General features: G+C 69.2%; 16 protein-coding genes. 7 read left to right on the top strand and 9 right to left on the bottom strand.

Features of this window, described 5'->3' with window-relative positions; all coding sequences use genetic code 11:
• Nucleotides 1-118: 118 nt before the first annotated feature.
• On the bottom strand, nucleotides 119-1276 hold the full coding sequence (locus tag FB464_RS16675; RefSeq protein ID WP_246093113.1) for a zinc-binding alcohol dehydrogenase family protein: 1158 nt from the start codon (nucleotides 1274-1276) through the stop codon (nucleotides 119-121).
• A gap of 143 nt (nucleotides 1277-1419) precedes the next feature.
• Between FB464_RS16675 and FB464_RS16680 the strand changes: the two genes are divergently transcribed.
• Nucleotides 1420-3174 (top strand): M28 family peptidase, encoded by a 1755-nt coding sequence (locus FB464_RS16680; RefSeq protein ID WP_116416031.1) that lies wholly within the window; start codon nucleotides 1420-1422, stop codon nucleotides 3172-3174.
• Nucleotides 3175-3398: 224 nt separating this feature from the next.
• Here FB464_RS16680 and acs read toward each other — a convergent pair whose 3' ends face one another.
• The 3 genes from acs to FB464_RS16695 form a co-directional block, all read right to left on the bottom strand.
• A complete protein-coding gene (gene acs / locus FB464_RS16685) occupies nucleotides 3399-5564 on the bottom strand; it encodes an acetate--CoA ligase (protein ID WP_170151999.1) in 2166 nt (721 codons plus the stop codon).
• A 408-nt stretch (nucleotides 5565-5972) separates the two neighbouring features.
• On the bottom strand, nucleotides 5973-6566 hold the full coding sequence (locus FB464_RS16690; RefSeq protein ID WP_116416029.1) for a nitroreductase family protein: 594 nt from the start codon (nucleotides 6564-6566) through the stop codon (nucleotides 5973-5975).
• 135 nt (nucleotides 6567-6701) lie between these two features.
• Entirely contained in the window at nucleotides 6702-7772 is a 1071-nt protein-coding gene (locus tag FB464_RS16695; protein ID WP_116416028.1) for a threonine aldolase family protein, read from the bottom strand.
• Nucleotides 7773-7877: 105 nt separating this feature from the next.
• On the opposite strand from FB464_RS16695, the gene FB464_RS19900 reads away from it, so the two are divergent.
• On the top strand, nucleotides 7878-8048 hold the full coding sequence (locus FB464_RS19900; protein WP_170151998.1) for a hypothetical protein: 171 nt from the start codon (nucleotides 7878-7880) through the stop codon (nucleotides 8046-8048).
• 67 nt (nucleotides 8049-8115) lie between these two features.
• Here FB464_RS19900 and FB464_RS16700 read toward each other — a convergent pair whose 3' ends face one another.
• The 4 genes from FB464_RS16700 to FB464_RS16715 all read right to left on the bottom strand — a co-directional run bounded on the left by FB464_RS16700 (nucleotide 8116) and on the right by FB464_RS16715 (nucleotide 11045).
• On the bottom strand, nucleotides 8116-9564 hold the full coding sequence (locus FB464_RS16700) for a DUF6421 family protein (RefSeq protein WP_116416027.1): 1449 nt from the start codon (nucleotides 9562-9564) through the stop codon (nucleotides 8116-8118).
• Between the two features lie 197 nt (nucleotides 9565-9761).
• Nucleotides 9762-10181 (bottom strand): hypothetical protein, encoded by a 420-nt coding sequence (locus FB464_RS16705; RefSeq protein ID WP_116416026.1) that lies wholly within the window; start codon nucleotides 10179-10181, stop codon nucleotides 9762-9764.
• Nucleotides 10178-10591 (bottom strand): nuclear transport factor 2 family protein, encoded by a 414-nt coding sequence (locus FB464_RS16710; RefSeq protein WP_116416025.1) that lies wholly within the window; start codon nucleotides 10589-10591, stop codon nucleotides 10178-10180. Before FB464_RS16710 ends, FB464_RS16705 begins: the two co-directional genes overlap by 4 nt.
• A 7-nt stretch (nucleotides 10592-10598) precedes the next feature.
• Nucleotides 10599-11045 (bottom strand): YdeI/OmpD-associated family protein, encoded by a 447-nt coding sequence (locus FB464_RS16715; RefSeq protein ID WP_116416024.1) that lies wholly within the window; start codon nucleotides 11043-11045, stop codon nucleotides 10599-10601.
• 112 nt (nucleotides 11046-11157) lie between these two features.
• Here FB464_RS16715 and FB464_RS16720 point away from each other — a divergent pair, with 112 nt between their 5' ends.
• The 4 genes from FB464_RS16720 to FB464_RS16735 all read left to right on the top strand — a co-directional run bounded on the left by FB464_RS16720 (nucleotide 11158) and on the right by FB464_RS16735 (nucleotide 16286).
• On the top strand, nucleotides 11158-13452 hold the full coding sequence (locus tag FB464_RS16720; RefSeq protein WP_170151997.1) for an acyltransferase family protein: 2295 nt from the start codon (nucleotides 11158-11160) through the stop codon (nucleotides 13450-13452).
• Nucleotides 13453-13484: 32 nt separating this feature from the next.
• Nucleotides 13485-14414 carry an AEC family transporter gene (locus FB464_RS16725; RefSeq protein WP_116416022.1) on the top strand — a complete coding sequence of 310 codons (930 nt, stop codon included), beginning with the start codon at nucleotides 13485-13487 and terminating at the stop codon, nucleotides 14412-14414.
• 120 nt (nucleotides 14415-14534) lie between these two features.
• Nucleotides 14535-15074: a hypothetical protein gene (locus FB464_RS16730; protein ID WP_116416021.1), complete on the top strand. Its 540-nt coding sequence runs from the start codon at nucleotides 14535-14537 to the stop codon at nucleotides 15072-15074.
• A 129-nt stretch (nucleotides 15075-15203) separates the two neighbouring features.
• The gene (locus tag FB464_RS16735; protein ID WP_170151996.1) at nucleotides 15204-16286 is read left to right on the top strand and encodes a GNAT family N-acetyltransferase; all 1083 of its coding nucleotides are present in this window, start codon (nucleotides 15204-15206) and stop codon (nucleotides 16284-16286) included.
• 127 nt (nucleotides 16287-16413) lie between these two features.
• Here the strand turns inward: FB464_RS16735 and FB464_RS16740 are convergent, their stop codons facing one another.
• Nucleotides 16414-17253: an exodeoxyribonuclease III gene (locus FB464_RS16740; protein ID WP_116416019.1), complete on the bottom strand. Its 840-nt coding sequence runs from the start codon at nucleotides 17251-17253 to the stop codon at nucleotides 16414-16416.
• Between the two features lie 203 nt (nucleotides 17254-17456).
• On the opposite strand from FB464_RS16740, the gene FB464_RS16745 reads away from it, so the two are divergent.
• Nucleotides 17457-18500, top strand: coding sequence for an alcohol dehydrogenase catalytic domain-containing protein (locus FB464_RS16745; protein WP_116416018.1), 1044 nt, complete (start codon nucleotides 17457-17459; stop codon nucleotides 18498-18500).
• Nucleotides 18501-18514 lie beyond the last annotated feature (14 nt).

Consider the following 18514-nt stretch of genomic DNA (forward strand, 5'->3'; position numbering starts at 1 on the left):
CTCGTCTCGCGTCGTCCCACCGTCCGACGTTTCCATCGAGTGGGCAGTTTGGGCCCCAAAACGTTCGTCTTAGGGCCCAAACTGCCCACTCGATTGATGCGGAGGGGGGGACTGCAGGTCAGGGGAGGGGGAGGGCGGCTACGACGACCTTGCCGCGGGTGTGGCCTGAGGCTACGAGGGCGTGGGCTCGGCGGAGGGTCGCGGCATCCAGTGGCGACAGGATGTCGGAAGCCGTCGATCGCAGGCGACCCTCGTCGACCAGGTCGGCGATTCGGTCGAGCAGTTCGTGCTGCGCGAGCGGGTTCGTGAGACTGTCGTCGTCGAGGTGCTGGCTCACGGTGAACATCGACTCCCAGTGCCAGGCGATGCTCTTCGATTTGAGTGGGAACAGATCCTGGTGCTCGTCGTCGATCACGACGATGTGCCCGAACGGTTTGACGATGTCGGCGTAGAGCTCGATCTGGCCGGCCGACTTCGACGTGAAGAGGTAGTCGACCCCGTGCGGGGCCAAGGTGAGCACCTGCGCACGGAGGTCGCCGTGGTGGTCGACCCAGCCCTCGGCTCCGAGTTCGCGTACGTGCCGCTCGGCATCCGTGCCGTGGGCCGTGGCGATGACCGTGAGCCCGGGCAGCAGCGCTTCCGCGAGCTGCAGGATGACCAGGCCCACGCCGCCCGTCGCGCCGACCACGAGCAGGCAGCCGTCGCTGCCGTCGATGCCGGATCCGGTGCGCGGGGTGAGGGCGCCCGGGTCTGTGCCGCCCGCCCCGCCGCCCGCGCCGCCGCCCGGCGCGCCACCCGCGTGCGCGGGTACCAGCGCGAAGCGGTCGAACAACGACTCCCAGGCCGTGATGCTGGTCAGCGGCAGGGCCGCGGCCTCGGCGAAGCGCAGGGTGGCGGGCTTCCGACCGACGAGCCGTTCATCCACCGCCTGGAACGCCGCGTTCGAGCCGGCCCGGTCGACCGCCCCCGCGTAGAACACCTCGTCGCCGACGCCGAACAGCGTGACCTCGGAACCGACCGCGCGCACCACCCCGGCAGCGTCGAACCCGAGCACGCGCGGCTCACCCGACGCCGGTAGCGAGGCGCGCACTTTCACGTCGACGGGGTTCACCGACACCGCCCGCACCTCGACGAGCAGGTCGCGGAGGCCGGGCGTCGGCACCGGGAGCTCCACGTGCTGCAGGCTCCCGGGGTCGTCGACCGGCAGGCCGCCGAACGCCGCGACGGCGGACATGGTGGTGGGCAGGGCTGGTGTCACGGCATCGGATTCGCTCACCGGTCCAGCGTGCATCCAGAGCCCCCTGCCCTGTCAAGATGTGGCCGCCCGGAGTGACCCGCATATTTCGATTGTGTGAAACTTCACAGAAAACCGGCCCGATTCCGTTACGTTCGGATGACTGTCAACAGCGTCAGGAGAACATGGTGCACAGAACGCTCCGCAATGTCATCGCCTCATCGATCGGAGTGGGGGTGCTGGTCGTCGGAGCCGGTGCCTTCGGGTCCAGCGCGGCAGCCGCCGTCGACCCTGTCGACCTGAAGAACCGCGTCACCGTCGATGGCATCATGACGCATCTCGCGGCCCTGCAGGCCATCGCCGACGAGAACGACGGCAACCGCGCCATCGGCACGCCGGGCTATGAGGCGAGCGCCGAGTACATCGAGGGCGTTCTGGCCGCCGCGGGCTACGAGACCACCCGCCAGCCGTTCCAGACGTCGGTGCAGACGATCTTCGACTACTCCCTCGCCGTCACGGCCGACGGTGACGCCCTGCCGGTCGTCGGCATCCCGATGGAGTTCACCGGCTCGACCCCCGCCGAGGGGCTCACCGACCTCCCCGCGATTGCTCCGGCCGCAGTCAATGGATGCTCGGCCGACGACTGGGCGGGCATCGACGCCAGCGGGTCCGTCGCCATCGTGAGCCGGGGCGTCTGCCCCTTCGCCGACAAGGCCATCGCGGCCGGTGCCGCCGGTGCCTCAGCGATCCTGATCTACAACAACACCGAGGGCGACCTCAGCGGAACGCTCGGCGCGACGACCGTCGGCGCGGTGCCCTCGGTCGGCGTGACCGCGGCGGAGGGTGCATCGATCCTCACCGCGCTGGCCGCCGGCCCCGTCACCGTGTCACTGCAGCTCGACCAGGAGACGAAGACGGTCGACACGTTCAATGTTCTGGCCGAGACATCCACCGGCCGGGACGACAACACGGTCATGGTGGGGGCGCACCTCGACTCGGTGCCCGCGGGCCCGGGCATCAACGACAACGGGAGCGGATCGGCGACGATCCTCGAGACGGCTGTGCAGCTGGCCGCCTCGGGACCTCTGAACAACCAGGTGCGGTTCGCGTGGTGGGGTGCCGAGGAGGTCGGACTCGTCGGATCGACGTTCTACGTCGACGACCTCGTCGAGAACAACCCGGATGAGCTCGACGAGATCGCCACCTACCTGAACTTCGACATGGTGGCGTCGCCGAACTACGTGATCAGCGTGTACGACGCCGACCAGTCCACGTTCGAGGCCCCGGTCGAGGTGCCGGAGGGGTCGATCGCGACCGAGGCCGCGTTCACCGACTACTTCGACGCCTCGTCGCAGCCGTGGATCGACACCGCCTTCGACGGGCGGAGCGACTACGAGGCGTTCATCGCCAACGACATCCCGGCGTCGGGCCTGTTCACCGGGGCGGACGAGATCAAGACCCCGGAGCAGGTCGCCCTGTTCGGCGGGATCGCCGGCGAAGCGCAGGACCAGAACTACCACCAGGCAGGCGACAACCTCGAGAACATCAACACGGAGGCGCTAGGCATCATGGCGGGCGCGATCGGGTCGGTGGTCGGTTCGCTGGCGAACGACACGTCGGCGATCAACGGGGTGGTGCCGCCGGTGGAGCCGACGCCGGTGCCGACTCCGACGCCGACGTCGACTCCGGTGCCGACCGGGGCGCCGGTGCCGACCGCTTCGCCGACTGCGGTGCCCGCACCGACCTCCTCGGCGACGGCTGCTCCGGTTCCGCCAGCCGACCCGGGCTCCGGATCCGGTGGCTCGCTGGCGAACACGGGCTCTGCCGACGTGATCGCGGCGGCACTCCCGTTCGGCGTGCTGCTGTTCAGCGTCGGCCTGGCGGTCGCCCTGCTCGCGTCCCGGCGCCGCGCCCGCCCCACCGGCGGCTCCGGGGACTGACGCCCCGCCCCGCGCGCCCGCTCGCACCTACGCACGCGAATCCACCGCGCGTCGCGTACCCCGCGGGCGGCCCGAATCGATTCGATGGGGCGCCAACTGCGCCAATGCGACGCGATGCGAGCAGTTAGGGCCCCATCGAATCGATTCACGGCGGAAGGGTGCGTGGCAGGCCCCGTGCGCGCGAGAGCGGGGAGGGAGAAGAGGCGGGCGGCGGGGGAGGGGCGTCAGACGCGCGCGGCCAGGATGGCCGCGATGCGGGCGGGCACGGATTCGTCCTGCAGCGAGGTGGTGTCGCCGAGGGTGCGGCCGTCGACGAGGTCCCCGAGCAGACGGCGCATGATCTTGCCCGAGCGGGTCTTCGGGAGGTCCGGCACGACCACGAGGTCGCGCGGCTTCGCGATGGGGCCGATCTCATGGGCAACATGGGATCGGAGCACCGACCCCAGCTCGCGTTCGACGCCCGCCCAGAAAGCGGGGTCCGCGGCATCCTGAACCGAGACGTCCCGCGACGGGATCACGAACGCCGCGATCGCCTCGCCCGTCACCGGGTCGGTGACTCCCACCACGCCGGCCTCTCCGACCGCCGGATGCGACACCAGCGCCGACTCGATCTCGATGGTGGAGAGGCGGTGGCCGGACACGTTGATGACGTCGTCGACACGTCCGAGCAGCCAGATGTAGCCGTCTGCATCGTATTTCGCGCCGTCGCCCGCGAAGAAGTAGCCCTGGGCGGCGTACTTCTTCCAGTACGAATCACGGAAGCGTCCGGGGTTGCCCCAGACGCCGCGTGCCATCGAGGGCCAGGTGCCGTCGATCACGAGGTACCCGCCCGACGCGTTCGGCACCTGAACGCCCTCCTCGTCGACGATCAGCGCGCGGAGCCCCGGCAGCGCGAACGTCGCCGACCCCGGCTTCAGCACGGTGACGCCGGGCAGCGGTGCGATGACGGCGGATCCGGTCTCCGACTGCCACCAGGTGTCGACGATCGGCGCGCGGCCCCCGCCGACGTTCTCGTGGAACCACACCCAAGCCTCAGGGTTGATCGCCTCACCGACCGTGCCCAGCAGGCGCAGCGTCGACAGATCGAAGGAGGCAGGCAGGCCATCCGGGAACCACGTCATGAACGTGCGGATCAGCGTCGGCGCCGTGTAGTAGGTGGTCACGCCGTAGCGTTCGACGATCTCGAAGTGCCGCCCGGTGTGCGGGGTGTTCGGCGTGCCCTCGTAGATGACGCTGGTGGCGCCGTTCGAGAACGGTCCGTAGAGCACATAGGTGTGCGCGGTGACCCAGGCGAGGTCGGCGGTGCACCAGTAGACGTCGGTCGGTTTGGCGTCGAAGATGGCGGCGTGGCTCCAGCTGGCCTGGGTGAGGTAGCCGCCGCTGGTGTGCACGACGCCCTTCGGTTTGCCGGTGGTTCCGCTCGTGTAGATGATGAACAGTGGATGCTCGGAGTCGAAGTACTGCGCCTCGTGCGTGTCGGGCACCGACGCGATCGCGTCGTGGAACCACACGTCACGCCCCTCCTGCCACGGGATGTCGGGGGTGAGGTCGCCCGTCCGGCGTACCACGAGCACGTGCTCGATGGTGTTCACGCCGCCGGGTTCGCGCGGGCCGCTGACCGCCTCGTCGGCGTTGGCCTTGACCGCGACGGCTGTGCCGCGCCGGAACTGTCCGTCGCTGGTGACCAGCAGTTTCGCCCCCGTGTCCTCGACGCGGAACTTCAGCGCCTCGGCCGAGAACCCGCCGAAGACGAGGGAGTGGATCGCGCCGATCCGGGCGATCGCCAGCGTGATCACGATGGTCTCGGGGATGACCGGCAGGTAGACGACCAAGCGATCGCCGGCAACGATGCCGAGCGCTTCGAGCGCGTTCGCGGCCTGCGCGACACGGCGCTGCAGCTCGGCGTAGGTGATCTGCTCCCGGTCGCCCGGTTCGCCCTCGAAATTGATGGCGATCGTGTCGCCGCGACCGGCGTCGACGTGCCGGTCGACGCAGTTGACGGCGACGTTCAGGCGGCCGCCGACGAACCACTGGGCCTCGGGGATGCTGAGCAGCGGATTCCCGTCGTCGTCGAGCCCGGTGAAGGTGGAGCCGGCGGCATCCGCCGCGGCGGGGTCGACGCCCTCCTGCGTGGCAGCCTCTGCACGGGTGAGGGGGCGGGCCGGCTTCCACGTGTGGGCGGTGTGCCAGCGCTCGGCCCAGTCGAGCCGGTCGGCCTGCCGCTCCCAGTACGCCACGGGGTCGGCGGCGGCGCGGTCGTACTCGTCGGCCGAGACGTTCGCCGCGGCGGCGAAGGCCGGTGACGGCGGGTAGAGGCGGTTCTCGCTGAGCAGGTTCTCGATGGTGGCAGACACCCGTCTCACGCTACCGGTCGCCGCGCGGGCTGCCATGCAGTGCCGTAACCGCCGGTAACGCACTGGTTCGCGTGGGCATCCGGTGCCGCGGGGGATCCGGCGCCGCCGCGTCCTCTCGTCGTGACGGGAGCGCCGTCGCCGGGTATCCCGTGCCGCCAGCGGACCATCCGGGAGGAGGTGAGCCGATCCAACGCCGTATGTGCGTCGAGTTGGCCCAGGTCCTCCCGGGTGGGTGTGCGTTGGTGGATGTCGCCCCATCCGGCCTCGGCCGCGTCGGCGAACCGTCGGCAGCGCGCAAACGGACGAGCCTCGCCCCCGACGACGCGCCCTGCGACACCGTGGTTGCTGAGCCTCGTCCGTTTGGGTGGCTGGTCGACCGTAAGTGGGGGGCGGACGCCGGCGGAGACGCGGGGCGGGACTGGACGGGCCGCGCCGCGGGGCGGGCTAGGCCGTCGCGACGATCTCGGCGAGCGGCTTGCGCACGCGGGGCGCGACCTCGCGGGCGCGGGTCTTCTCGTCGGCGAGGCGGTCGGCGGGCGCGACGACACCGAGCGCGGTCACGGTCACGGGCTCCCAGCGCTCGCCGAGGTCGAAGGCCGCGCGGAGCCCCTCCACCTCGATGCCGCCCATCTGGTGAACGTGCAGTCCGTCGGCGTGCGCCTGGACGGTGAGGTTGGCGACCGCCTGGCCGAGGTCGTAGGTTCCCCAGCGGCGCGGCTTGCCGTCTTCGTCGACGACCTCGGCGATGTTGACGATCAGCACGCTGGCGTTCGGGGTCCAGACCTGGTTGAAGCCCATCAGGTTCTCGTTGATCAGGTCGAACGTGGGGGTTCCACGGCGGCCGACGATGAACTTCCAGGGCTGCGTGTTGGAGGCCGAGGCCGACCAGCGAGCGGCTTCGAGGGCGCTGGTCAGGGCGGTCTCGCTGACCTCGGCGGTCTGGTCGAAGGAGCGGGGGCTCCAGCGTTCGGCGAGCACGTCGAGGATCGGAGCGCTCGTCTCGGCTGTACGCGTGGGGGTGTTGTCTGTGAGGGTCATGGTGGCTCCTGGATGATCGGATGATCGGACGGTCGGATCTCGGTCAGGGCGCCATTGTCCTTCGGGTGGTGCAACCAACCGTACCGCGCCTTCATTCCATGCGTTCGCATGACGCGTGGAGGGACAGCCGCCAGCTCAGCCCTGCGCGGCCAGCAGCCCCTCCAGTGCCGCCGCGAACGCATCCACGTCGGACTCCGTCGTGTCGAACGCGCACATCCAGCGCACCTCCCCGGTCGCGTTGTCCCAGTCGTAGAAACGGAACACCTCGCGAAGCCGATCGGCCACCCCGGGCGGCAGGATGGCGAACACCGCGTTCGCCTGCGTCGGCCGCGTGAGCGTCACCCCGGGCATCCGTTCGACCGCTGCTCGCAGCCGGGCGGCCATCGCGTTCGCGTGCGTGGCGGATTCGAGCCACAGCCCCGACTCGAGGAGGGCGATGAGCTGCGCCGAGACGAACCGCATCTTGCTCGAGAGCTGCATGTCCATCTTGCGGAGGTAGCTGAGGCCTTCGGATGCCGCGGGCGAGAGCACCACGACGGCCTCGCCGTAGAGCAGGCCGTTCTTGGTGCCACCGTAGGAGAGCATGTCGACGCCGGCATCCGTCGTGAACGCCCGGAGCGGAACGCCGAGGGACGCGGCCGCGTTGGACAGGCGCGCGCCGTCCATGTGGAGCGCCATGCCGTGCCCATGGGCATGGTCGGCGATCGCCTGCACCTCGTCGACGGTGTAGAGCGTGCCGAGTTCGGTGGTCTGCGTGATCGAGACGGCGAGCGGCTGGGCGCGGTGCTCGTCACCCCAGCCCCAGGCCTCGCGGTCGACCAGCTCGGGGGTGAGCTTGCCGTCGGGGGTCTCGACGGTGAGGAGCTTGAGTCCGCCGATGCGCTCGGGCGCCGCGTTCTCATCGGTGTTGATGTGGGCGGTCGCCGCGCAGACGACGGCACCCCACCGCGGCAGCATCGACTGCAGGCTGAGCACGTTCGCACCGGTGCCGTTGAAGACCGGGAACGCCTCGGCGGTGTCGCCGAAGTGCGCTTTCATGACCTGCTGCAGGCGCGCCGTGTAGACGTCTTCACCGTAGGCGATCTGGTGCCCCTCGTTCGCAGCAGCGATCGCCTCGATCATGAGCGGGTGCACGCCCGCGTAGTTGTCGGAGGCGAAGCCGCGGAGGGCCGGGTCGTGCAGGCGGAGGGCCGGGTCGAAGTTCATCACGTCTCCAGTTTCGCGCACTGCGGCTGCGCGGGTGGTCGGTCGGGGGGAAGATGCGGCATAGTTCGTGGGGATGATGCCGAGTGGTGTCGGGGTGGTGGGAGCGTGCAGAGTTTCAGGACGGTGCTTTTCATCGCGGTGTCGGTGGTCGTGCTTGCGGCGATCGCTCTGGTGATCTCCCTGGTGGTGATGCAGGTGATTCCCGGGGCGCCGTTCAGCTCGGATGCCCCGCCCCGCGACATCCCCGCGCAGCAGGTGCCGCTGTCGGGAACGTAGCGGGACGGGAGCTGGACGGCGGGGCCGCCCAGGCTCAGGCGACCGCTGGACGGCGAGGCCGGCCGGCTCAGGCGAGCGCCGTCGTTCCGGTGATGCCCCGCGTCGAGTCGATCACGCCGGTCATCTTCTTCGCGAGCGCCTCGTAGAACATCGACAGCGGGAACTCGTCGGCCAGCACCGCATCGGTGAGACCCCGCGGCGGCCCGTCGAGGGGGAGGGCATCCGGCCCCTTCGCCCACACCGAGGCGGGGTTCGGGGTGAGCGTCGTCGACACCAGGGCGTAGGCCGCGAGCCAGTGCGCGGTCTTCGGCCGGTCGATCGAGCGCCAGTACAGGTCGTCGATCGACTCGCCGAGCGCGATCACCGCGTCGGCGACGTGGGCCCAGTCGATGGTGAGGCGGGTGTCGGTCCAGTGCAGCACCCGGCGCTGGTGGAGCCACGCGAACAGTAGTTGCCCGCCGAGCCCGTCGTAGTTGCGCACCCGGCTGCCCGTGATGGCGAAGCGGAAGATGCGGTCGAAGATGATCGCGTACTGCACGCGCTTCGCCGTTTCGACCGTCTGCGGCGAGTACAGGTTCTCGCGCTCGATGCGCACGGCCTCGCGGAACGCCGTCAGGTCGCAGCGCAGCTCTTCGAGCGAGTAGAGGAAGAACGGCATGCGCTGCTTGATCATGAACGGGTCGAACGGCAGGTCGCCGCGCATGTGGGTGCGGTCGTGGATGAGGTCCCACATCACGAAAGTCTCTTCGGCCAGGTGCTGGTCGCTGAGCAGGGTCCGGGCGTCGGCCGGCAGTTCGAGGCGGGTCGTCTCCGCCGCAGCCTTCACGACGAGCCGGAAACGCGCGGCCTCCCGGTCGGCGAAGATCGCGCCCCAGGTGAACGTCGGGACGGTGCGCATCGCGATCGTCTCCGGGAAGAGCACGGCCGAGTTCGTGTCGTAGCCGGCCGTGAAGTCGAGGAACCGGATGGGGACGAACAACGCATTCGAGTAGTCGGTCGCCTCGAGCTCGGCCACGAACTCGGGCCAGACGACCTCGACCGCGACCGCCTCGAACAGGCGCTCGGTGCTGCCGTTCTGCGTGTACATCGGGAAAACGACGACGTGCTGGAGCCCGTCGACGCGGTGCTGCTGCGGCTGGAAGGCGTTCAGCGAGTCGAGGAAGTCGGGCACACCGAAGTCGCCCACGGCCCAGCGTTCGAAGTCGACCGCCGCGGCGGCGAGGTAGGCGGCGTCGTGCGGGAACTCGGGCACGAGCATCCGGAGCGCAGCGGTGACGGTGTCGACGAGGGCGTGCAGTTCGCCGCGGTCGGCTGCCGGTTCGGCCGCACCGTCGGCCAGCTGCAGGCTCTGGATGCCCGTGACCGCCGTTCGGAGGGCGACCCAGTGGGGGCGTGCGGAGGCCGGCAGGCTCGCGGGGCGTGTTGTCGCGTCGTGGGTGCGGAGGTCTTCGACGACCTCCGGCTCGCCGATGACGGCGTCACGGGCCGCGGTGCTGAGGAGCGCTGGCTTGGACATGAGAACCTCCGTTCGCTGGTGAAGAGTGTGGAGCGGTTCCGCTCAGCAGCGAGCCTAAGCAGATTCACACCGCGGTATCCGCAGGGCGCAGCGACTATCGCGCGCAGAACGGGGGCTCGCGCAGGATCATTGCGTGCCTTCCGGGCGCGCACGCAGATGTGCTGGCCAGCCCGCCCGTGGTCCGACTCTTCGGTGCGTCAGCGGGTCTGGCCGAGCAGCAGGTCGACGCGGAGCCCCGCGCGGGACTTCACGATGGCGGCGGGAATGCGGGGCGACCGACCGGCAGCCTCCAGCCGTGAGAGTGTGTCGAGCGCCACGGCCTCGAGCCCGCGCGGAACGAAACCGACGACCGGAGTCATGCGCGAGTCGACGAAGAAACGCACGGCGACGGGCGCATCCGTTCGTTCCTCCTCGGCCGAACGCCGGGGGATGAACACCTGCAGTTCGTCGACACCTTTCGCCAGCACGTCGGCGATGGTCTGCTGGAAGGGGTCGCTGCCGGCCAGTTGCAGGGTCACCCGGGCGTTCTTCGGGCGCATGTCGTACCCGTAGTCGCCGAGTTTGCCCGAGCCCCGGTCCTTGCGGCCGAAGACCGGCTCGCCGACCTCGTCTGTCATTCGGGGCTCCCCTGCGGTGCCGCGTCGGGCTGCTCCATCCACCACTCCGTGAACTCGGTGGCGCGGTCATCCGGTGCCAGCCTGACCAGCCACAGGTTGCTGTAGGCCGGGCCGTCGACGTACACCGTCGTCGCCTGCACGAGCGCGATGTCGTCGGGAACATAGGCGTCGGGAGCGCGGAGGATCTGCCAGCTGAAGGTCGTCGAGCCGGGCGCGTCTTCGGCGGCGAGCCAGCCGTCGACGATCTCGTCGTAGCCGTGCCAGGCCGGGCTGTACGGCTCGGTGCGGTAGTCCGCATCCGGGGTGAAGAGGGCGCGGATGTCGTCGGGGTCGTTGGATTCCCAGGCGGTGCGGTAGCGCGCGATCCAGCCGGTGATTCCGGATGACCGGGGTTCGCTGTTGTCGGACATCGGGGGGTTAGAGCTTTCCGTTCGAGAGGTTCTCGATGGCCTTGTCGAGGCGACGCTGGCGCGTCTCGGGGGTCTTCGCCTCCTCGAGGGGAACGGTGAAGCGGCGTTTGTTGCTGTAGGAGAGGGTCTCGAAGAACGCGGCCGCTGCCGGGGCGCTGGCGAGGGCGACCTGGAGGTCGCCGGGCACGTCGACTTCACGGGGCTGGTCGTCGAGCACGATGTCGACCTCGAACTCGTCGCCGGGCGCGATCCCGGCACCCTTCCGCACGGCCGCGCTCACCGGGAGCATGATCTCGCCGCGGTAGGGGGTCACCGTGCTGCGGTAGGTGAAGTCGTTGATCGTCACGGCGACGGCGTGCTTCTTGGCGCTGCCGAGCGATTCGTAGACGTCGACGGGGACGACGATCCCGGTCGCGGACTTTCCACTCTCGAAGAGGGTCGTGCGGAATCTCATATCAAGGAGTATGCAGGGTCTTCTCCTCCACAGCCATCTCGTTCCGCAAGTTCTCCACCGCTCCGGGCGGGTGGAGGTTCCGCCCAGAGGCCGCAAAGTAGCATGGGGCCATATGAACGAGGCGCACACCAGCAGCACGGCTGCCCGAGAAGCAGGCGTCTCCGCGCACTTCCTCCCGCACATCCAGGGGCTCCGTGCCATCGCCGTGCTGCTCGTGGTCATCTACCATTTCTGGCCCGGCCGGCTCACGGGCGGGTACATCGGCGTCGACGTCTTCTTCGTCATCTCGGGCTTCCTGATCACCCAGCAGCTCTCGCGCGAGCTCGAACGCACCGACCGGATCCGGCTGCCCACGTTCTGGGCGAAACGGGTACGGCGGCTGCTGCCGGCCGCGCTGCTCGTGCTGCTGTTCAGCGCCGTGATGACGCTGACGATCATGCCGCTGAGCGCGCTGGCCGAGAACGTTCGCGAGATCCTGGCGAGCACGTTCTACGTCGAGAACTGGGCGCTCGCGGCGAACTCGGTGGACTACCTCGCGGCCTCGAACGATGCCTCGCTCGTGCAGCACTACTGGTCGCTCTCGCTCGAGGAGCAGTTCTACCTCGTCTGGCCGATCCTGCTGCTGGCTGCGTCGGCGTTCGGTGTGCGGCGTTTCGCGAAGAGGCGGTCTGCGGGCGGGCTGGTCGACGGCATCGCTGCGGGCGGCCCAGCCGTCAGTACCTCCGCGGGCGGCCCGGCCGCAGGGCGCGACCGCTGGAACGCGATGATCGCGCTGGTGGTGCTGGCCACCGTCGCCTCGTTCGTGCTCTCGATCGTCTTCACGAAGAACGACCCGGCCTCGGCCTACTTCGTCACCTACACCCGGGTGTGGGAGTTCGGTGTCGGTGCCCTGCTCGCGCTCCTGCCGAGGTTCCGCCCGACACGCGTCTGGCAGAGCAACCTCCTGGGCTACGCCGGAATCGTCGCCGTCATCGGCGCGGGGTTCGTCTACGACCGCAACACGCCGTTCCCGGGTTACGCGGCCCTGGTCCCGGTTCTCGGCACGGCGGCCATCATCGTCTCGCACCGGACCACCCGCCGCCTCGACGCCGCGAGTGTGCTGGGCAGCCGGGTGCCGCGCTTCATCGGTGACATCTCCTACTCGCTCTACCTCTGGCACTGGCCGCTGATCGTCGTGGCACCCTTCGTTCCCGGCTGGGGCCTGTCGATCTACAACCGCATCGCGCTCCTCGCGATCTGCTTCCTGCTCGCCTGGCTGACCAAGAAGTTCGTCGAAGATCCCACCCGCCGGTGGACCTTCTGGACGAAGCGCAAGCCGCGGGTCAGCTTCGCCTTCATGATCGCGGGCATGGCTGTGGCGAGCCTGGCGATCGGCGGCGTCTCCGTCGTCCAGCAGCCCAAGTACGACGCTGCGGCGAGCGAACTGGCGAGCGCGGTGGCGAACCTGCCCGACTGCTTCGGTGCGGCATCCGGTCCCACACCGGTGATCACCGGTGCGCTCTCCGGTTCTGCGGCGTCGGGCGCCGCCGGGGGCGCGGCAGGCACGGATGCTGCGGCGAGCGTGGATCCGCTCGTGCAACTCAGCGGAACGAACCCGGGCTGCACCGATCCGGCACTGGCCGACACGATCATCCCGTCGCCCGGCTTCGGCAACGCCGACCGGCCCGCCCACCCCGAGTGCCTCGTGACGCTGAACGACTCGAACCTGTACGCCTGTCACTTCGGTGCGGCCGACGGCACGGCCGGGGCGCCGAGGGTGGCCCTCATCGGCGACTCGCACGCGTACCAGCTCCTCGGTCCGTTCATCCAGCTCGCCGAACAGAACGGCTGGGCGCTGACCACCTACATCAAGGGCGGCTGCACCTGGAACACCGAGGCGATGACCGGTGCCGACGCCTTCTCGGTCTCGTGCAACACCTGGCGTTCGAACCTCACCGCCGAGCTGGCGACCGTGCAGCCGTTCGACGCCGTCTTCACCGCTTCGCTCGCCGAAGAGGGCGTGCCCGGAACCTCGGCCGACGGCCAGGCGCTCGCCGCCGGCTTCAGTGCGGCGTGGAACCAGGTCACCACGCTCGGCACGCCGGTGATCACGATGGTCGACAATCCGTCCTGGTCCGACGACCCGAACAAGTGCCTCCGCACCGGGAGTGCCGCGGACTGCGTCGAGCCCCGCGCCGATGGGCTGGTCGCCGACCCGCCTGTCGCGCTCGCGGCGGCCGCCTCCGCGGCAGCCGGGCAGAACGTCACGCTGCTCGACTTCACGAACACGTTCTGCACGGCGGAGGACTGCCTCGCCGTTGTCGGCGGCGCCAACGTCTACCGCGACCAGGACCACCTCACCAATACGTTCGCGATGACGCTGGCGCCGTACTTCAAAGCCGTGGTCCTCGCGGCTCTCGCGCACTGAGCGACCGCGGCCGGGGCGGGGAGGACTGACGTTTGGTGGGAGTACTCGTCGGTTTCGCGATCATCGGTTTCATCATCCTGGTCGGCTATGTCGTGCAGCGGGCGAAGATCCTGCCGGCCAACGCACCGACCTCGCTGAACCGTTTCGTCTTCTTCGTGGCGAGCCCGGCCCTGCTGTTCACCGTGATCGCCCGGGCCGACCTGAGCGTGATCTTCTCGTCGTTCCTCGTGGTCACGATCATCTGCGCGGCGGTGTCGGCCGGGATCTACCTGGTCGTGTCGAAGATCTTCTTCCGGAGGCCTCTCGCCGAGACGGTGATTGGCGCGGCCGGCTCCTCGTATGTGAACGCCAACAACATCGGGCTGCCCGTCGCCGTCTACGTGCTCGGCAGCGCGCAGTTCGTGGCACCGCTTCTGCTGTTCCAGCTGATCGTGCTCGCGCCCATCACGCTCACCCTGCTCGACGTCTCCACGCGCGGCCAGGTCTCGCTGAAGACGATCCTGTTGCAGCCCGTGCGCAACCCGATCATCCTCGGCTCCCTCGCCGGTCTCGCGCTCGCGCTCAGCGGCTGGCACGCTCCGGATGCCCTGCTCGCGCCCTTCGTGCTGATCGGTGGCGCGGCTGTCCCCGTCGTGCTGATCACGTTCGGTATGTCGCTGTCGGGCCAGCGCCCCCTCGCGGCCGGTTCCGCCCGCCGCGAGATCGTGGTCGCGATACTGCTGAAGGCCGTCGTGATGCCGGTCATCGCCTACTTGTTCGGGCATTTCGTGTTCCAGCTCGACGCCTTCCACCTGTTCGGCGTCGTCGTGCTCGCCGCCCTGCCGACCGCGCAGAACATCTTCAACTATGCGCACCGCTACGACGTGGGCGTCGCCCTCGCGCGGGACATCGTGCTGCTCACCACGATCGCGTCGATCCCTGTGCTGCTCATGACCGCCGCCCTGTTGGCGCCCGCCTCTTGACTGAGTATATCTCAATAGAGCGTCTGTGCGCAGATGAGAGTGGCGGCTCGGGCACGGTCCGAATCGGCTCGCTCGCAGCCCGGACCGGCCCGTCCAGAGGGGGCGCGCTAGATTGTGAGGGTGCCCGACGCCTCCCGCCCACGCCTGCCGAGCTATCTGCGCAGCTCTGTCGAGCTGCCTCTGCCGCGCATCCGGAGCCGTGTCTCGGCCTACCTCTACGGCAACATCCTCGTGCTCGCTGCGGTCATCGGGGCTGCAGAGGGAACGAGCACCCATTGGAGCGCCCTGCTCATCGTCGCCGCGACGACCGTCACAACGTTCCTCGCGCACGTCGTCTCGCACGGCATCGGCCAGCAGATCGGCCGGTCGGGTGAGGATGCCCGGCTGCACATCGGGCAGGAGCTGCGGGATGCCGTTCCGATCCTGAGCTCGGGGCTCGTGCCCCTGGTCGTGCTGGCCCTCGGAGCGCTCGGCGTGCTGTCGGTGCTCTGGGTCGAGATCATCGCCGGTGGTGTGCTCGTGCTGCGGATCGCTCTGACGGGCATCCAGGTCGAGCGCGTCTCCGACAACCGTTCGCCGGCGGGGGTGCTGTGGGCGGGCTTCGCACTGGCCGCCGTGAGTCTCGTGATCGTGGCGCTGAAGGTGCTGTTCACGCACTGAGGGCGCTGCGCGGCTCAACGAGTACGCTGCTGAGTGGTTCGGCTGCGGGCGGTTGCGGGTGGACTGGCTGCGGGCGGTTGCGGGGTGGGCCGGCTCGCCGCGAGGTGGGTCACAATCAGGAGGAATGTCGTGGGCGGGTTCTCGATCGAGCAGGCGACGATTCCCGCGTCGCTCGACGTCGATGCGGACGGCGCTGGCGACTTCCGCGCATCCGTCGCCGTGCAGAACGCCAGCGAGACCCGCGCCTACGGAACGACCGATGTGTCGTACACGGCGGAGGAGCTGTTTCCGAACTGGAACGATCCGCACCAGCCCAAGACACTCTGGCACGCCCGTGTCGACGGCCGCATCGTGGCGCGGGCGGTGCACGAGTCGCAACTCGGCACCGAGCGCGAGGTCGGTTGGCTCGACATCGACGTACACCCGGACTTCGAGCGCCACGGCATCGGCCGCGCCCTGGCCGACACTGTCGAGGCGCATTCCCGGGCGCTCGGCCAGGCGAAGCTGCTCACCTACGCGGTCTCGCCGGTCCCGCACGGCGGGCGACGGATGCTCGCTCCGCCGACCGGATTCGGCGCGGTGTCCGCAACCAACAGGGAGGTGCGCTTCCTCCTGGCCCGGGGCTGGCGGCTCGAGCAGGTCGAACGTGCCAGCCGCCTCGCGCTGCCGGCCGCCTCCGGCGTGCTGGCGCAGGCGGCGGTGGATGCCCGAGCCTCTGCCGGAGCCGACTACGACGTGGTCACGTGGCGTGGCACCACACCCGAGCCATGGCTCGCCGACCTCGCCGTGCTGCTCACGCGCATGTCGACCGACGCGCCGACAGCCGGTCTCGAGGAGCCGGAAGATCCCTGGACGCCTGACCGCGTCGCCGAACACGACCTGCGCGTCGTGGGGAGCTCCCGCGAGACGCTGACCGCCGCCGCGCTCCATGTCCGAAGCGGGCGGCTGGTGGCGTTCAACCAGCTCGCGGTTCCGGAGGATCCGGCGCGACCCGTCAGCCAGCAGGACACGTTGGTGCTCCGCGAGCACCGCGGCCACCGGCTCGGGATGCTCGTGAAGGTCGCGAATCTCGACCAACTGCAGCGGGTCGCCCCGGGGCATCCGTCTTTGCTGACCTGGAACGCCGAAGAGAACCGGCACATGCTGGGCATCAACGAGGCGCTCGGCTTTGTTCCGATCGGCTACGAGGGGGCCTGGCGGCTCGACCTCTGACCATCCGGCCGGCTCCCGCGCAGCCGAGCGGCGGCGACCGACTGGGGAGTTTCTGTCGCTCCGGGTTGCAGAATCCGACAGTTCTTCCCGACTCGACTGGCGGGCGGGGCGGGGCGGGCGGTCAGGGTCAGCCGAAGATCATCGGGCGATCGTCGTCGTCTTCCGGTTCGAGGGCGAGGTCGACCACCACGGGGACGTGGTCGCTCGGGGCGTCGCCCTTCCGTTCGTTGCGGTCGATCCGGGCATCCTGAACCAGCGACGCGAACGCGGGCGAGCCCATGATGAAGTCGATGCGCATGCCCTCATTGCGCGGAAAACGCAGCTGCTTGTAGTCCCAGTAGGTGTAGCCGGTCGGCGCCAGCGGTCGCACGACATCGCTGAGCCCCAGCTGCTCGAACTCGGCGAACGCTGCGCGCTCGGGAACCGAGACATGGGTCGAACCCTCGAACGCCGCCAGGTCCCACACGTCGGTGTCGAGGGGCGCGATGTTCCAGTCGCCCATCAGGGCGAGGGGGGTCGTCGGATGCTCGGCCATCCATGCCCGAGTGTCAGCAGCCAGCTGCTTCAGCCAGGCGAGCTTGTAGTCGTAATGCGGATTGTCGAGCTCCCTGCCGTTCGGAACGTAGAGGCTCCACAGTCGCACGCCATCGACCGTCACGCCCAGCGCGCGGGCCTCGGTCGGCAGCGTCCCGTTCTCGTCGGGCTTGCCGAAGCCGGGCACACCCTCGAAGCCGACGGTGAGGTCCTCCATCGGGAGGCGGCTGGCGAAGGCGACACCGTTCCACTGGTTGAGGCCGTGCAGTTCGACGTCGTAACCGGCCGCGGTGAAGGGCTCGAACGGGAACTGGGACTCCCGGCACTTGATCTCCTGCATGGCGAGCACGTCGATGTCCTCGCGCACCAGCCAGTCGGTGACGCGGCCGACGCGGGCCCTGATCGAGTTCACATTCCAGGTGGCAACACGCATTGCCCCAGCCTATTCGGTGCCGCCGACACCCCCTGCCGCGTCTGCCGCCGCCCCCCCGCGCCGCCCCTCGCTCATCGTCTGCCTCGTAGCTTTGCGCCTGGCATCACATCACCTCGGTCCCTGGCGGGACGTTTTCGGGATGCGGTGCCACAATTAAAAGGACGGGCACATTGGCCCGCCTCGAAGTAGAGGAGCACCGCACCGTGAAAGCCATTCAGTTCGTTCGGATCGGAACCGTCGAACAGGTCGAGGTCGACAAGCCGGTCATCGGTGCTGGAGAGGTTCTGATCAAGGTGACCGCCGCGGGCGTGTGTCAGACCGACGTCCACTTCCAGCACGCCACTGAGCAGATGATCGCCGACCACACGACCCTCGGTCACGAGATCGTCGGTGACATTGTGGAGACGGCTCCCGATGTCACGCATCTGACCGTTGGTGAACAAGTGATCGTGATGCCGTGCTTCGGTTGCGGCGTATGCGTCATGTGCATCGCAGGCAAGCAGAACGCGTGCCGGAACACGGGCGGGCGACTCTTCCCCGCTCCGACGCCGGGAGTGAGCGTCAACGGCGGGATGGCCGAGTACGTCGCCGTCCGGGCATCCGCCGTCGTTCCCGCGGCCGGGCTGGACCCGAAACTCGCCGCAGCTCTGACGGATGCGGGGCTGGTGCCCTTCCATTCGATCAACGCCACTAAGGACATCCTGCGACCGGGCTCGACCGCGGTCGTCATCGGCGTCGGCGGTCTCGGACAATTCGCCGTCGAGATCCTCCGGGCCGTCACCGGTGCCAGCATCATCGCCATCGATCTCAAGGACTCCTCGCTCGATGCCGTGCGCGACAAGGTCGCGCACACGTTCCGCTCTGACGACCCCGAGCTCGTGTCGAAGATCCTGGACACGACGGGCGGATACGGCGCCGACGTCGTCCTCGACTTCGTCGGAAACGACACCACGTTGGCCCTGGACGGCCACATCATCGCACCGTACGGAGCGATCCGGGTGCCCGGCCTCTCCGACGGCACCTTTGCGTTCGAGACGTCACAGACCCAGACATCCCTGCCCTGGGGCGCTTCGATCACACGCCCCTACAGCGGCACCTATCAGGATCTGTACGACCTGGTCGCCCTGGCCCGTACGGGCAAACTCGACGTGGACATCACGGAATACGCGTTCGACGACGCCCTGACGGCTCTGGACGACTTGCACGCCGGCCGCGTCGTGGGCCGAGCCGTCCTGGTGATGCCCTGACGGGAGGTGACGTC

Origin of the sequence: Subtercola boreus (assembly GCF_006716115.1) — a bacterium.
Taxonomy (GTDB): Bacteria; Actinomycetota; Actinomycetes; order Actinomycetales; family Microbacteriaceae; genus Subtercola; species Subtercola boreus.